The following is a 14,479-nucleotide window of genomic DNA, read 5'->3' as shown; positions in this document are numbered from 1 at the left end:
CGGGGAGTCGGAGCGGCCGCGGGAGGGGCATCCGCGCACCGACCTGCGGTTCTTCTCCGGCGGCGGCGCCTGGGCCGTGCTCGGCGCCCTCATCGCCTCGATCGCGCTGTTCCCGGCGCTGCTGGCCTGGAAGTCGATCGCCGGTGGGGCGCTGCAGCCCCTGCACGCGACGGTGTCGCAGCTGTGGGCGGATGCCGGCTACGGGCTTCGCCCGCTCGGAATGCACGAGGTCGCTCCGGCCGATCCGTTCAGCGCGGTGATCGCCGTGATCGGCTCGATCGCGCCGACGAACCCGTCGCGCGCCCTCGTGGTGCTCTGGGTGCTCGCGCTGCCGCTGGCGGTGTTCGGCGGCTGGTTCGCCGCGACCCGCCTCACCGATCGCCCGCTGCTGCGGATCACCGCAGGGGTGCTCTGGGCGCTCGCCCCGTCCCTGCTGGCGGCCCTGTCGCAGGGGCGTCCGGCCGCCGTCATCGCGCACCTGCTGCTGCCGTGGCTGCTGTTCGCGGGTGCTGTCGCGCACCGATCGTGGACCGCGGCGGGGGCGGCATCCGTCCTCGCCCTGGCCGTGCTCGCCTGCGCCCCCTCGCTCGCCCCCGCCGTCGTCGTGCTGTGGGTGCTCGCGGTCGTGCTGACCGCGGCCCTGCGCCCGCGCGGCACCGCGCGGGTGGTGTGGACCATCGTGCCGGCCGCCGTGTTCGCCGTCCCCCTCGTCTGGCGTCAGCTGCACTCGGCATCGGGGTGGGCGCTCGCCGCGGACCCCGGGGTGCCGTGGGCGGGCCCGCAGGTGGCGAACACGGCACACGGACGCCTGCTGCTGGCGAGCGGATTGCCGACGACCGACCCGGGTGGCTGGGGCGGACTGCTGACGTCCCTGCACCTCGCGGACGTCACGTGGTGGGTGCCGATCCTCCTGCTCCCGGTGGTCGTGGCCGCCCTCCTCGCACCGTTCACGCGTCGCTGGCTCGTGGGCGTGCTGATGCTGCTCACCGCGATCCTCGGCATCGGGACGGCGATGGGCGCGGTCGCCGTGTCCGCGTCGTCCATCGACGGTCACCCCGTGCCGGTCTGGGTGGGCGGCGGCCTGAGTCTCGCCTGGGCCGGGCTGACGGCCGCGGCCGTGCTCACGCTCGACGCCGGCCTCCTGCGCTCTGTTCCCGATTCGGTGCGGGCGCGCCGGCTGCGCGCCCTGCGCGGCGCGGGCGCCCTCGTCGTGATCGCCGCCGTGCTCGTCGTCTCCGTGCCGCAGCTGACGGCGCACCTGCGCGGGGTCTCGAACATCGCGGAGGGCAAGGGATCGACCCTCCCGGCGTACGTCGCGGCGGTCGGGCGCGACAACCCCGACACCGGCACCCTGGTGCTGAACCCGCTCGGCGAGGAGGAGCTCGGCGCGCGGGTCGTGTGGGGCGAGAGCGAGACCCTCGGCGGCCAGTCCACGGTGTGGTCGACCCGCACGCGCCTGAGCGCGGCCGACCGGCTCGTCGCGACGCTGTCCACGGCGCTCGTCAGCTCGGCGATCGAGACCTCCCGGTCCGCCGACCCGGTGCGGACGCTCGCCGCCCACGGCATCGGGTACGTGCTGCTCACGCGGGCCTCCGACGAGTCCGCGCAGACGCTCGCGCTGTCGGCGGAGACCGTCATGAACCAGCGCGCGGGGATGGATGCCGTCGGTCAGATCAGCGGCGGCACGCTGTGGCGGATCACCGACGCCGTCACACCCCGGCCCGCGCCGACGGCGGGCGAGGACGCTCTGGCGCGCGGGATCGCGCTCGCCCAGATCCTCGTGGTCGCCGCCGCGCTGCTGCTCGCCGTGCCCACGGTGGCGTCGGTGCGTCGCGAACGTCGGATGCCGCGCGTCGTCGGCCTTCCCGCCCTCTCGAACGGAGGCGCCCTGTGAGCGGCTCGCGCACCATCGTGACCACCGGTCTCCGCCTCGGTGGCGCCGTGCTCGTCGTCGCGGCCGCGGTTCTCGGCACGACCTTCGCCGTCGCCGCCGGGCTGCCGGGACACCGCAGCGCGCCCGTCTCCGCGGACGTCGCGCCGCCCGCGTCCGCGAACGTGCTGGCCTGCGACGGACCGCTCCTCGCCCTGGGGCGGGATGCGAGCAGCGTCGGACAGCTGACCGTCGCCGCCCCGCAGCAGCTGGCGGGTGGGACACCCGCGGGAACGGCCCCGTCGGACCAGACGAGCCTGCACACCCCGGACGTGTCGGGCGGCACGGGTCCGTACGAGTTCACCACGCCGGCTGCCGGTCGCACGCCCGCGCAGGTCGGCGTGGCGGGCTCCGCGCAGGTGAACGCCCCCGACCTGAGCGGGTTCGCGGCATCCGCCTGCCAGCCCGGTCTCATGCAGTCCTGGCTCGTCGGCGGGTCGGCGGGGACCGGGTCGACCGACCTGGTGCTGCTCGCCAATCCCGGTGCGGTCGCCGCGACCGTGCAGGTCACGGTCTACGGACCGGACGGCGCCACGACCCCGCCGGGCGGCGGCGACGTCATCGTCCCCGCGCACACGCAGCGCGTGCTGCCCCTGGCCGGCCTGGCGCTCGGCACCGACAGCCCGGTGGTCAAGGTCGTGGCGACCGGAGCACCCGTGCAGGCGTCGATCCAGACGAGCATCATCCGCACGCTCGTGCCCGGCGGCGTCGACCAGGTGTCCGCGATCCCGGCGGCGACGCGCACCCAGGTCATCCCGGGCGTGCGCGTGACCGGCACCTCCGACGCATCCTCGGCTCCCCTGACGGTGCTGCGGGTTCTCGCCCCCACCGAGAACACCCGCGCGACGGTGACGGTGACCGGAGCGGACGGCCGCGTCGCCCAGACCCGCACCGTGCCGCTCACCGCAGGGCAGCCGGTCGAGGTGGCGCTGGACGGCTTGACGTCCGGCGTGTACACGGTGCGGGTGACCGCCCCCGCCGTCGCCGTCGCGTCGGTGTGGAGCGCGACCGGCATCGGCACCGGGGACGATTTCGCCTGGAACGCGACCGCCCCGACGGTGCGCACGACGGCGACCGTGGCAGTGCCCGACGGCGCCGGTCCGATGCTGTCGATCGTCAACACCGGAACCCGGTCCGAGACGGTCGCCGTCCAGTCCTTGCGCGGCGGGACGTCGCAGACCCTCACCCTCCCGCCCGGGGGCGGCCGGAGCCTGCCGGCCGTCGCAGGAGGTCTCTACGAGGTCACGCCGCGCGGCGGGCAGATCGCGGCATCCGTCTCGTTCGCGTCGCGGAATGCGGTGGCGGCGTTCCCGGTCTGGGCCGCCGATGCCGCCTCGCCGGAGCTCACCGTCTACCCCTGAGCGGGTGATCCGGCTCAGAAGCCGTGGAAGCGCCCGGGGCCGAGGTCCCAGGGGCTGACGCCGAGGTATTCCGCCGACGCGCGCAGCACCGCCTCCTCGACGGCGAACCGGCGATGCAGGTCGTCGTTGCGGTGCAGGCGCGACAGGCGCTGGATCGGGATGCGGAACAGCACGATGCGGTGTTCGTCGGGGAACACCTTCCAGCGCAGGATGCCGTCCACGCCGTCGTCGAGCGGCAGCGCGGCGAACTCGTAGCGCACGTCGCGCAGCTCCGGCGTGACCGAGCGCAGGAACTCCGCCGTGCTGCCCGCGATCAGGTCGAATCGGTCGATGCGGTTGTCGAGCGGCGGCAGCGGGGGCTTGGTGACGAGGCTGCGTCCCGCCCGGCCGTGCCGGTCGTGGCGCGGGGGACGGGGCACCTGCACCTCGGACCCGCTGTTCCTGCGTCGCCGAATCATGTCGTCCAGTCTACGGACGCGGTACGGTGGGGGAGATGCGTGAACGACAGTGCTCGAAGGTGGGATGCAGCCGCGAGGCCGTGTCGACGCTCACCTACGACTACGGCGACCAGATGGCCGCGATCGGCCCCCTCGGCCCCGCCGGCGACCCGCACGCGCACGACCTGTGCGCCATCCACACCGAGCGGCTGTCCGTGCCGCGCGGCTGGGTGGTCGTGCGGCACGAGACCCTGCAGGCCTGACGTCTCGCGCGTGGGAGAATGGCGGGATGCCGTCGCTCACCCGCACCTTCGATTACGCCGTCCGTGACCTCTCCCTCGCCGAGGCGGGGCGCCACCAGCTGCGCCTGGCCGAGAACGAGATGCCCGGGCTCATGGCCTTGCGCGAGGAGTACGGGCCGACGCAGCCCCTGGCGGGTGCGCGCATCGCCGGTTCCCTGCACATGACCGTGCAGACGGCGGTGCTCATCGAGACCCTGGTCGCCCTCGGCGCGCAGGTGCGCTGGGCGAGCTGCAACATCTTCTCGACGCAGGACGAGGCCGCCGCGGCGGTCGTCGTCGGTCCGACCGGCACCGTCGCGGAGCCGACCGGCGTTCCCGTGTTCGCCTGGAAGGGCGAGACGCTGGAGGAGTACTGGCAGCTCGCCGACCGCATCTTCGACTGGTCGGCGGAGGGCTTCGACGGTCCGAACCTGATCCTCGACGACGGCGGCGACGCCACCCTGCTCGTGCACAAGGGCGTGGAGTTCGAGAAGGCGGGCGCCGTGCCCGACGCGGATGCCGGCGCCTCCGAGGAGTACCGCATCGTGCTCGAGACACTGCGCGTCTCGCTCGCCCGTGACCCGCAGCGCTTCACCCGCATCGCGGCCGGCATCCAGGGCGTGACCGAGGAGACCACCACGGGCGTTCACCGGCTCTACGAGCTGGCGGCATCCGGCGACCTGCTCTTCCCCGCGATCAACGTCAACGACTCGGTGACGAAGTCGAAGTTCGACAACGTGTACGGCATCCGGCACTCGCTGCCCGACGGCATCAACCGCGCCACCGACGTGCTGATCGGCGGCAAGACGGCGTTCGTGTGCGGCTACGGCGACGTCGGCAAGGGCGCCGCCGAGGCGCTGCGCGGCCAGGGTGCGCGCGTGATCGTCGGCGAGATCGACCCCATCTGCGCGCTGCAGGCGGCCATGGACGGCTTCCAGGTGGCGCGCCTCGAGGACGTCGCCGGCACCGTCGACCTCGTCATCACCGGCACCGGGAACACCCGCGTCGTGACGGTCGACGACATGCTCGCCCTCAAGCACCTCGCGATCGTCGGCAACGTCGGGCACTTCGACGACGAGATCGACATGGCGGGCCTGGCCGCGCTGCCGGGCGTCGAGAAGGTCGAGATCAAGCCGCAGGTGCACGAATGGCGTCTGCCCACCGGGCGCAGCATCCTCGTGCTCTCGGAGGGACGCCTGCTGAACCTCGGCAACGCCACCGGTCACCCGTCGTTCGTGATGAGCGCGTCGTTCACCAACCAGGTGCTCGCCCAGCTCGAGCTGCACACCAAGCGCGAGCTGTACCCCACCGCCGTGTACACGCTGCCCAAGGTGCTCGACGAGAAGGTCGCGCGCCTGCACCTGGATGCGCTGGGCGTGCAGCTCACCACCCTCACCGACGAGCAGTCGGCCTACCTCGGCGTTCCGGTCGAGGGGCCGTACAAGCTCGACCACTACCGGTACTGATCCTCAGCGCCGGGGCTCACCCGAGGTCAGCGCCGCGAGCCGCTCGTTCTGCAGCAGCAGCGCGCGCAGCTCGCGGTCGCGGCGCACCGCGACCGCGCCGCGGACAAGCGTCTCGGGGTCGACCGGGGGGAGCGGCGACACGAACGGCGCCACCTCCGCGGCGAGCAGCTGCGCCTGACGGGCGCGCGCGGCGGGGACCATCGCGGGGGCCTGCCGCACGAACTGCGCGCACCGCCGGGCCAGGCGCTCCGGCATCCGGCCCACATCCGCGATGTGCTGCCAGTCCGCGAGCTGCGGCGGCAGCAGGGCGACGCCGCCGGGCAGCGTGGGCACCCGGGTGCGTTCGCACGCCGTGCCGGCGATGAGATCGCCGAGCCGCTGTGCGCGCGGGGTGAAGGCACCGGTGAGCGCGGCGACCGCGCCCACGGTCAGCCAGATCTCGAACACGCCGACAGCGGCCCGGATGAGCGCATGCCGCAGACCGGCGGCGCCGCCGTCGGCGCGCACGATCCGCCCGCCGACGGCCAGTTTGCCGAGGCTGCGGCCGTGCGTGGCCGTCTCGACCGTCGCCGGCAGCACCACCGTGCCGAGCACGATCACCACGACGGTGACGATGCCCTGGGTGTTCGTCGGCAGCACGCCGTGCGACAGGGCCCAGACGGCGGCGAGTCCGAGCAGCACGATCACCGCGATGCCCACCAGCACGTCGATGAGGGCGCCCAGCGCCCGCAGGAAGAAGCCGATCGGCTGCACGTCCAGGGCGACTGCTTCACCCGTGAGCACCTCGTCTTGAGCGAACACCGTGGCGGGCATGCGTACAGTGAAGCACATGGACCTCGACGCGCTCACCGCCGTGCGTCGGGGAGAGTGGGAGCGCCTCGGCCGGCTGGCCTCCCAGCGGCGCCTCACCGGTGACGAGGTGGACGAGCTGGTCACGCGCTACCGTGCGGCCTCCGCCGACCTCGCCGACATCAAGACCTCGGCCGGACGCACCCCCACGGGCGACCACGTCTCCGTGCTGCTGTCGCGTGCCCGGCTGCGTCTCACCGGCGTCGCGGAGAACCCGTGGCGCCGGCTGCCGCGCTTCTTCGCGCGACAGCTGCCCGCGGCCCTGTACCGCGTGCGGTGGACGACGCTCGCCGTCGCAGTCGTCTTCATCGTGATCTCGACCACGGTCGCGCTGTGGATCGCCGGCGACCCGGCCGCGGTCGCCGCCCTCGGCGACAAGGCATCCCTCGACCAGTACGCGAACGAGCAGTTCGTCGGCTACTACCGCGACAATCCGGCAGCCGTGTTCGCCGGCACGGTGTGGACCAACAACGCGTGGATCGCGGCGCAGAGCGTGCTGTTCGGCATCACCGGCATCTGGCCCGTGTTCGTGGTGATGCAGAACGCCGTCGGGGTGGGAACGGCCGGAGCGGTGATGATCGCTGCCGGCAAGGGCGACATCTTCCTGCAGTTCATCGCGCCGCACGGACTGCTCGAGCTCACCAGCATCTTCGTCGCCGCCGCAGCGGGGCTGCACATCTTCTGGGCGTGGGTGGCTCCCGGGCGCCGCACGCGCGGCGAGGCGCTCGCCCAGGAAGGGCGGTCGCTCGCGACCGTCGCCGTCGGGCTCGTGTGCTCGCTCGCGCTGTCCGGCCTGATCGAGGGCTTCGTGACCCCGCAGACGTGGCCGTGGCCGGTGAAGGTGCTGCTGGGCGGCTGCGCGCTGGCGGTCTTCCTCGTCTACATGCTCGTCGTGGGTCGACGTGCCGCCCGCGCGGGGGAGACGGGCGACCTCACCGAGTACGAAGCGGGAACCCCGCGCCTGATCGCCGGATGAGCGTCTCGTTCTTTTGAATTACTCAAAAGAACGCTAGGCTGGTTGCATGACCCAACCGCGGATGGACACGGATGCCACCCTCCGGTCCGCCGGGCTGCGGGTCACGGGCACCCGCCGCGCCGCATACGACGCGCTGCGGCGCTCGCCGCATCAGGCCGCGGACGCGGTGTTCCGCGACGTCGCGGCATCCGTCCCGGGGACCAGTCTGCAGTCGGTGTACAACGCGCTCGCAGACTTCGTGGCGGCCGGCCTCGTGCGCCGCATCGAACCGGCCGGCCACCCCGGCCTGTACGAGCTGCGCATCCAGGACAACCACCACCACCTCGTCTGCACCGGCTGCGGACGCGTCGACGACGTCGACTGCGTCGTCGGCCACGCGCCGTGCCTCACGCCGTCGTCGACGAACGGGTTCGTCGTGCAGTCCGCCGAGGTGACCTTCTGGGGCCTGTGCCCCGACTGCCGGGCCGCCGGCTGATCCCAGACCTCCGCCCGTCGACGGGCGACACGCCTGCGCAGCGTCGCGCATCCAGACTCGACCGCGCCCGCCAGGGCAACGAATCGAGAACGATGAGAGGAATGACATGACTGAGAACGCCGAGAGCACGCTCGACGCCGGGCAGTGCCCGGTGATGCACGGGGAGGCGGTCACCGTCGCCCACCCGCATCCCACCTCGGGATCCGCCAACCAGGTCTGGTGGCCCAACCGCCTGAACCTCGGGCTGCTGGCGAAGGACCCGGCCGTGAAGAACCCGTTCGGTGACGACTTCGACTACCGGGCCGCGTTCGCGGAACTCGACTACGACGCCCTGAAAACGGACATCGCCGAGACCATCACCACCTCGCAGGACTGGTGGCCGGCCGACTTCGGACACTACGGTCCCCTCATCGTGCGCATGGCGTGGCACTCCGCGGGCACGTATCGGGTGATGGACGGCCGCGGCGGCGGCGGCACCGGCCAGCAGCGCTTCGCCCCGCTGAACAGCTGGCCCGACAACGTCGGGCTCGACAAGGCCCGCCGCCTGCTCTGGCCGGTCAAGAAGAAGTACGGCCGCTCGATCTCGTGGGCCGACCTCATGATCCTCGCCGGCAACGTGGCGCTCGAGACCATGGGCTTCAAGACCTTCGGGTTCGCCGGCGGCCGCGTGGACGCATGGGAGCCCGACACCGACGTGTACTGGGGGCCGGAGACGACGTGGCTCGGCGACGAGCGCTACTCCGGCGACCGGGACCTGCAGCGCCCGCTCGCGGCCGTGCAGATGGGTCTCATCTACGTCAATCCCGAGGGTCCGAACGGCAACCCGGACCCGCTGGCATCCGCCCGCGACATCCGCGAGACGTTCGCGCGCATGGCCATGAACGACGAGGAGACCGTCGCGCTCATCGCCGGCGGGCACACCTTCGGCAAGACGCACGGCGCGGCATCCGACACGCACCTCGAGGTGAACCCGGAGGCCGCCGGCCTCGCCGAGCAGGGCCTCGGCTGGCGCAACGGCTTCGGCACGGGCAAGGGCGACGACCAGATCACGAGCGGCCTCGAGGTCACCTGGACCTACCACCCGACCCGCTGGGACGACGAGTTCTTCCACATCCTGTTCGCGTACGAGTGGGAGCTCATGCAGAGTCCCGCCGGCGCGCACCAGTGGCGTCCCGTCAACGGCGGCGGCGCCGACATGGTTCCCCTCGCGCACAGCGACGGCCGTCGCGAGCCGCGAATGCTCACGAGCGACCTGGCCCTGCGCGTCGACCCGGTGTACGAGCCCATCGCCCGTCGCTTCGCCGAGGACCCGGAGGCGTTCGCCGACGCGTTCGCCCGTGCATGGTTCAAGCTCACCCACCGCGACATGGGCCCGGCGGCACGGTACCTGGGCGCCGAGGTGCCCGCCGAGGAGCTGATCTGGCAGGACCCGGTGCCGGCCGTGGACCACGAGCTCATCGACGAGGCGGATGCCGCAGCCCTGAAGGTGCGGATCCTGACGACGGGACTCTCGATCTCGCAGCTGGTCTCGACCACGTGGGCGGCGGCATCCACCTTCCGCGGCAGCGACAAGCGCGGCGGCGTCAACGGCGCCCGCATCCGCCTCGCCCCGCAGAAGGACTGGGCCGTCAACAACCCGGAGCAGCTCGCCACCGTGCTCGGCGTGCTCGAGCAGGTCAAGGCCGAGTTCGACACGGCGCAGACCGGCGCCAAGCGCGTGTCGATCGCCGACCTCATCGTGCTCGCCGGCAACGCGGGCATCGAGCTCGCCGCCGCCTCGGCGGGCCACAAGGTCGTCGTGCCGTTCCGCCCGGGCCGCACGGATGCCGCCCAGGAGCAGACCGACGTGCAGTCGTTCGGATTCCTGGAGCCGGCCGCCGACGGGTTCCGCAACTACCTCGGGCCGGTCGCCCTGGCATCGGGCCTTCCCGCCGAGCACCTGCTCGTGGACAAGGCCAACCTGCTGACCCTCACCGCGCCGGAGCTGACGGTGCTCGTCGGCGGTCTGCGTGTGCTCGGCGCGAACTGGGACGGCTCCGACTACGGCGTGCTCACCGACCGGCCGGGGCAGCTCACGAACGACTTCTTCGTGAACCTGCTCGACCTCGGCCACACGTGGCGCTCGCTCGACCCGGGCCAGCACGCGTTCGCCGCGTTCGACGACGACGACGCCCGCGTCTGGGTGGGCACGCGCGCCGACCTCGTGTTCGGCTCCAACAGCGAGCTGCGCGCCGTCGCCGAGGTCTACGCCTCGGACGACGCCGAGGCGAAGTTCGTCGCGGACTTCGTGAAGGCGTGGACCAAGGTCACCGAGCTCGACCGCTTCGACCTGGTCTGAGTTCCCCGCGAACCCTCATCAGAAAACGCGAGCCCGCATCGAATCCGCCGATTCCGGCGTCATTCGATGCGGGCTCGCATCCTTCGATGGGGGTTCGCGTCAGAGGGCCGGCGGCGCGGCGGCCTGCTTCGTGCCGTCGAACAGGGCCTTGTAGGCGAAGCCGGCGACCATCGCGCCGAGGATCGGGAACACGATGAAGACCCACAGCTGACCGAGCGCGGTCGTGCCGCCGTAGACCGCGGTGGCGATCGAACGGGCCGGGTTAACCGAGGTGAAGTCGACGGGGATCGTCGCGAGGTGGATGAGCGTCAGGGTGAGGCCGATGGCGAGCCCGGCGAACCGGGTGCCGCGGGTGGGGTGCGTGACGCCGAGGAACACCGCGAGGAAGAGCAGGGTGAACAGCGTCTCGACGATGATCGCACCGCCGATGCCGAATCCGGCGGGGGACAGCGTGCCCCAGCCGTTGCTGGCGAACCCGGCCGTCTCCGCCTTCGTGAGGAAGTCGTTCGGACCGGACAGCGAGACCAGCACCAGCAGGGTCGTCGCGACGAGACCGCCGACCACCTGGGCGGCGATGTAGGCCGCGACCCCCTTCCACGGGAACCGGCCCGCCGCGGCGAGGCCGAGCGTGACGGCCGGGTTGAAGTGACCCCCGGACAGCGGGCCGAACGCGTAGGTGCCGACGACGACGGCCAAGCCGACCGCGAGCGCGATGCCGAGGAAGCCGACCCCCTTGTTCGAGGCATCCGTTCCGGCGCCGAAGCCGGAGGCGAACAGGGCCGTGCCGATGGTGGCGGAGACGAGGAGGAGCGTGCCGAAGGCCTCGGCGACAAGGGCTGCGCCCGTGGACGGCGCGGCCGGTGGCGCGGTGGTCGGGGACTCGCTCATGGAGCTCTCCTCAGATCGGGGACGGATGACGTGACGGACACTCCCGCTCGGCGAGTTTAGCGACGACGCGCTCCCATCAGAGGCGGCCGTGCGCCTTGAGCGCGAGATAGCGGTCGGCGATGCGGGTGGGAAGCGTGTTCGGATCCGCGGCCACCGGTTCGGCACCGGCACGGTCGATGGCCCCCGCCACCCGCCGGGCGTCCGACACCGTGCGTGCCGCCGCGGCGTGCCGGTACACGTCGTCGGCGTCCACCGGCGGGGCCGCGGCCTCCGCCTCGGTGGCGACGTCGGTGGCGGTGCCGACGAGCACCGTGGTGTGCGCGGCGAGCGACGGGAGGGCGGACAGGAAGCCGCGGGAAGCCTCCGGCTCGTCCTGCGCGGTGAGCAGCACGATGAGCGAGGGGCGCACGCCGAGCGCGCGGATCGCGGCGAACGCGGCATCCCAGTCCGTGTCGAGCAGGCTGGGCTCCACGGGCGCGAGCGCGTCGACCATCGCCGGCAGCAGCGTGGGGCCGTCGACCCGCGACACCCGCGCCCGCACCAGCCGGTCGAAGGCGAGCAGGTGCACGTGGTCGCCGGCGTGCTGGGCGAGGGCCGCGAGCAGCAGGGAGGCCTCGAACGCCGCATCCAGCCGCACCCCGTCGCCCACGCGCGCCGCCGAGGTGCGACCCGTGTCGATCAGGATGACGACGTGCCGGTCGCGCTCGGGGCGCCAGGTGCGCAGCATCGTCGCTCCGGCGCGGGCGGTGGCGCGCCAGTCGATCGAGCGCACGTCGTCGCCGCGCACATACGGGCGCAGGCTGTCGAACTCGGTGCCCTGGCCGCGCACCTGCACGCTCGTCGCGCCGTCGAGCTCGTTGAGCCGGGCGATGCGGGATGCCAGGTGCCGGCGCGAGGCGAAGGGCGGCAGCACGCGCACCGCGGCCGGCTCCACGATCCGCCGCTGTCTCCCGGCGAGCCCCAGCGGGCCGACGCTGCGCACGACGACGAACTCGCTGCGCAGCTCGCCACGGCGGCGGGGGAGCAGCGGCACCACGAGCGTCTGCGTCGCCCCGGGGTCCACCCGCAGACGCGCGCGGGCGGCCGGTGCTCCGGCGGTGGGCTGCCAGGCGTCCCGGAGGCGGCCGTGCAGGGTGCGCGCACCGGTGTTGCGCACGGTGATCGTGGTCTCGACAGGGACCCCCAGGCGCGTGCGGGCGGGTGCCGACCGGATGATGTGCAGCAGGCGAGGGCTCGGCGCGGCCGCGGCATCCACGGCCACGAGCGCCGCGCACAGCACGAGCCAGCCGCCGAAGACCGCCCACGGGTTCACGCCCGCGACCGTCAGCAGCACGAGCGGCACCGCCCCCGCCGCGACGAGGGCCGTCAGGCGACCGGTGACGAACATCTAGATCGGCACCCGCGTCTGCTGCACGACGGCGGCGAGCACCGAGTCGATGGAGACCCCTTCGAGCTCCGCGTCGGGCCGCAGGCGGATGCGGTGCCGCCAGGCGGGCACGAGCATCGTCTGCACGTGGTCGGGGGTGATCGCGGGGGAGCCGCTGAGCCACGCCCATGCCTTGGCAGCCGCCAGCAGTGCGGTCGTGGCGCGCGGGCTCACCCCGAGCTGCACGGACGGACTCTGCCGGGTCGCGCGGGCGAGGTCCACGACGTAGGCGAGCACGTCGTCGTCGGCCTGCACGGATGCCGCAGCCCGCTGCGCGGCCTCCACGGTCGCGGCGTCCGTGACCGCCTGGACCACGTCGAGGCTCAGCGGGTCGAAGCCGTCGGCGTGCCGCCGCAGCAGGGTCACCTCGGCGTCCCGCTCGGGCACGGTGACGGTGAGCTTGAGCAGGAAGCGGTCCTGCTGGGCTTCGGGCAGCACGTACGTGCCCTCGTGTTCGATGGGGTTCTGCGTCGCCGCGACGAGGAAGGGCCCGGGCAGCGGCCGGGTCACCCCGTCGGCGGACACCTGCCGTTCCGCCATCGCCTCGAGCAGCGCCGACTGGGTCTTCGGCGGGGTCCGGTTGATCTCGTCGGCGAGCAGGATGTTGGTGAAGACGGGGCCCGGGCGGAACTCGAACTCGGCGGTGCGTGCGTCGTAGATGAGCGAGCCCGTGACGTCCCCCGGCATGAGGTCGGGCGTGAACTGGATGCGCGCCGTGTCGAGACCGAGGGCGCGGCTGAACGAGCGCACCAGCAGGGTCTTCGCCACGCCCGGCACGCCCTCCAGCAGCACGTGGCCGCCGGAGAGCAGCGCCACGAGCAGGCCGCTGACGGCGGCATCCTGCCCGACGACCGCGTTGGAGATCTCGCTGCGCACGCGCAGCATGGCGTCGCGCAGCGTCTGGTCGTGCTCGACCTGGTCGTGTGGGGCTCGATCAGTGGTCACGGGCGGTTCCTTCCGGGAAGATCGCCGCATGCACGGCGTTCTCGAGAGCGTAGAGATGAGTGGCGAGGTCGACGAGGGCGCGATCGTCGGCGGGGGCGGCGGTCAGCAGGGCACGGACCTGCGCCGGTGAGCGGCCGGTGACGGATGCTGCGGCGTCGGCGATCTCCGCGGCGGTCGCAGCGCTGCCGAGCCCGAGGAGGCGTGCGAGGCGCCGGAGCGCCCCGGCGCGCAGCTGCGCGTACGCATGGGCGGGATCGGAGGCTCGGGCGTACAGACGGGCCCGGCCCTCCGCGGTCTCCGCGGCGCGCACGGTGACCGGGAGACGCTCGGTGACGAGCGGCCCGAAACGCCGCCCGCGCCAGAGGGCGGCGGCCAGCGCCGTGGCGAAGCCGAGCAGGATGAGGGGTGTCACCCATCCCGGGGTCAGGTCGGCGAGCGTCGCGGCGGCGGAGGCGTTCCGGCCGGCTTCGGGCATGAGCCACACGACCGTCTGCCGTGCGCCGAGGAGGTTGACCGCGAGGGCGGCGTTGCCGTTCTCGGCGAGGCGCGCGTTGGTGAACAGCTGCGTGCCGTCGACGAGCGACAGCTGCCGCGCTCCGTCCTGGCGGACCAGGAGCCCGGCGGCGTCGCCGTCTCGGTAGCACGAGGCCGTTCCGCCGTCGGTCGCGTGGAACAAGCCGCCCGGGGCGATGTGGCCCGCTCGCTGCGCGGCGGGGACGGAGCATCCGGGCGTCAGCGTCCCGCCGCCGTAGCCCGCGACCGTGGCCCCGAAGAGCACCCGCGCGCTGCGGGCGCCCGGGTCGCCGACGACGGTCGCGGCGGCGTCCTTGGACAGCGACAGCAGGTCGGCGACGGTCAGGGCGGGACTGTCGGGCAGCCACAGGGTCGCCGGCGTCTGGGCGAGGGCCGCGTGCGCGCCGGCGGCATCGGTGACGATGTCGACGGTGACCCCGCGCTGCTGCAGGATCCGCACGAGGGCGCGGGCACCGTCCGCGCGGGTCGAGCGCGGGTCGAGGGTGCCCTGCGAGGTCGAGCTGCGCGGGGTGATGAGCGCTCCGATCCCGACGATCACCACGAGCACGACGGCGATGACCGCCCAGCCGGCGA

12 protein-coding genes and 1 pseudogene are annotated in these 14,479 nt (G+C 73.2%); 7 read left to right on the top strand and 6 right to left on the bottom strand.

Going from position 1 to position 14,479, the window contains the following annotated elements; translation table 11 throughout:
- Both VJR25_RS06660 and VJR25_RS06655 read left to right on the top strand, forming a co-directional pair.
- Positions 1-1,894 (top strand): annotated as a pseudogene (locus VJR25_RS06660) (glycosyl transferase); the annotation flags it as partial.
- Positions 1,891-3,291 carry a DUF5719 family protein gene (locus tag VJR25_RS06655; RefSeq protein WP_324113824.1) on the top strand — a complete coding sequence of 467 codons (1,401 nt, stop codon included), beginning with the start codon at positions 1,891-1,893 and terminating at the stop codon, positions 3,289-3,291. The pseudogene VJR25_RS06660 and the gene VJR25_RS06655, both read left to right, overlap by 4 nt.
- A gap of 14 nt (positions 3,292-3,305) precedes the next feature.
- Here the strand turns inward: VJR25_RS06655 and VJR25_RS06650 are convergent, their stop codons facing one another.
- Positions 3,306-3,749, bottom strand: a complete 444-nt coding sequence (locus tag VJR25_RS06650; RefSeq protein ID WP_324113822.1) for a hypothetical protein — start codon at positions 3,747-3,749, stop codon at positions 3,306-3,308.
- Between the two features lie 35 nt (positions 3,750-3,784).
- Here VJR25_RS06650 and VJR25_RS06645 point away from each other — a divergent pair, with 35 nt between their 5' ends.
- Positions 3,785-3,991, top strand: a complete 207-nt coding sequence (locus VJR25_RS06645) for a DUF3499 family protein (RefSeq protein ID WP_324113820.1) — start codon at positions 3,785-3,787, stop codon at positions 3,989-3,991.
- Between the two features lie 26 nt (positions 3,992-4,017).
- Complete coding sequence (gene ahcY, locus VJR25_RS06640; RefSeq protein WP_324113818.1) at positions 4,018-5,475, top strand: adenosylhomocysteinase; 1,458 nt, start codon at positions 4,018-4,020, stop codon at positions 5,473-5,475.
- 3 nt (positions 5,476-5,478) lie between these two features.
- Here ahcY and VJR25_RS06635 read toward each other — a convergent pair whose 3' ends face one another.
- Positions 5,479-6,288, bottom strand: a complete 810-nt coding sequence (locus VJR25_RS06635; RefSeq protein ID WP_324113816.1) for an RDD family protein — start codon at positions 6,286-6,288, stop codon at positions 5,479-5,481.
- 16 nt (positions 6,289-6,304) lie between these two features.
- Here VJR25_RS06635 and VJR25_RS06630 point away from each other — a divergent pair, with 16 nt between their 5' ends.
- From VJR25_RS06630 to katG, 3 genes are all read left to right on the top strand, one after another.
- Positions 6,305-7,300, top strand: coding sequence for a stage II sporulation protein M (locus VJR25_RS06630; protein ID WP_324113814.1), 996 nt, complete (start codon positions 6,305-6,307; stop codon positions 7,298-7,300).
- 46 nt (positions 7,301-7,346) lie between these two features.
- Positions 7,347-7,775, top strand: coding sequence for a Fur family transcriptional regulator (locus tag VJR25_RS06625; RefSeq protein ID WP_414683747.1), 429 nt, complete (start codon positions 7,347-7,349; stop codon positions 7,773-7,775).
- 106 nt (positions 7,776-7,881) lie between these two features.
- Entirely contained in the window at positions 7,882-10,113 is a 2,232-nt protein-coding gene (gene katG / locus VJR25_RS06620) for a catalase/peroxidase HPI (RefSeq protein ID WP_414683746.1), read from the top strand.
- A gap of 99 nt (positions 10,114-10,212) precedes the next feature.
- On the opposite strand, the gene VJR25_RS06615 is transcribed toward katG, so the two are convergent.
- The 4 genes from VJR25_RS06615 to VJR25_RS06600 all read right to left on the bottom strand — a co-directional run.
- Positions 10,213-11,001: an aquaporin gene (locus tag VJR25_RS06615; protein WP_324113812.1), complete on the bottom strand. Its 789-nt coding sequence runs from the start codon at positions 10,999-11,001 to the stop codon at positions 10,213-10,215.
- Positions 11,002-11,077: 76 nt separating this feature from the next.
- Entirely contained in the window at positions 11,078-12,388 is a 1,311-nt protein-coding gene (locus VJR25_RS06610; RefSeq protein WP_324113810.1) for a DUF58 domain-containing protein, read from the bottom strand.
- Complete coding sequence (locus VJR25_RS06605) at positions 12,389-13,312, bottom strand: AAA family ATPase (RefSeq protein WP_324113826.1); 924 nt, start codon at positions 13,310-13,312, stop codon at positions 12,389-12,391.
- A gap of 49 nt (positions 13,313-13,361) precedes the next feature.
- Positions 13,362-14,479: DUF4350 domain-containing protein (locus tag VJR25_RS06600; RefSeq protein WP_324113808.1), on the bottom strand; the 1,118-nt coding region annotated here is incomplete at its 5' end.

The sequence above is a fragment of the Microbacterium sp. genome (assembly GCF_035277845.1).
Classification (GTDB): Bacteria; Actinomycetota; Actinomycetes; order Actinomycetales; family Microbacteriaceae; genus Microbacterium.
The sequence above is the reverse complement of the archived record's forward strand: the minus strand, read 5'-3'. Positions and strand labels throughout refer to the sequence as shown.

What these genes read in the sequence shown, in the direction of transcription:
- VJR25_RS06650 (WP_324113822.1), bottom strand. Translation starts at nt 3,749, where the DNA reads ATGATTCGGCGACGCAGGAACAGCGGGTCCGAGGTGCAGGTGCCCCGT.
- VJR25_RS06645 (WP_324113820.1), top strand. Translation starts at nt 3,785, where the DNA reads ATGCGTGAACGACAGTGCTCGAAGGTGGGATGCAGCCGCGAGGCCGTG.
- ahcY (WP_324113818.1), top strand. Translation starts at nt 4,018, where the DNA reads ATGCCGTCGCTCACCCGCACCTTCGATTACGCCGTCCGTGACCTCTCC.
- VJR25_RS06635 (WP_324113816.1), bottom strand. Translation starts at nt 6,288, where the DNA reads ATGCCCGCCACGGTGTTCGCTCAAGACGAGGTGCTCACGGGTGAAGCA.
- VJR25_RS06630 (WP_324113814.1), top strand. Translation starts at nt 6,305, where the DNA reads ATGGACCTCGACGCGCTCACCGCCGTGCGTCGGGGAGAGTGGGAGCGC.
- VJR25_RS06625 (WP_414683747.1), top strand. Translation starts at nt 7,347, where the DNA reads ATGACCCAACCGCGGATGGACACGGATGCCACCCTCCGGTCCGCCGGG.
- katG (WP_414683746.1), top strand. Translation starts at nt 7,882, where the DNA reads ATGACTGAGAACGCCGAGAGCACGCTCGACGCCGGGCAGTGCCCGGTG.
- VJR25_RS06615 (WP_324113812.1), bottom strand. Translation starts at nt 11,001, where the DNA reads ATGAGCGAGTCCCCGACCACCGCGCCACCGGCCGCGCCGTCCACGGGC.
- VJR25_RS06610 (WP_324113810.1), bottom strand. Translation starts at nt 12,388, where the DNA reads ATGTTCGTCACCGGTCGCCTGACGGCCCTCGTCGCGGCGGGGGCGGTG.
- VJR25_RS06605 (WP_324113826.1), bottom strand. Translation starts at nt 13,312, where the DNA reads ATGCTGCGCGTGCGCAGCGAGATCTCCAACGCGGTCGTCGGGCAGGAT.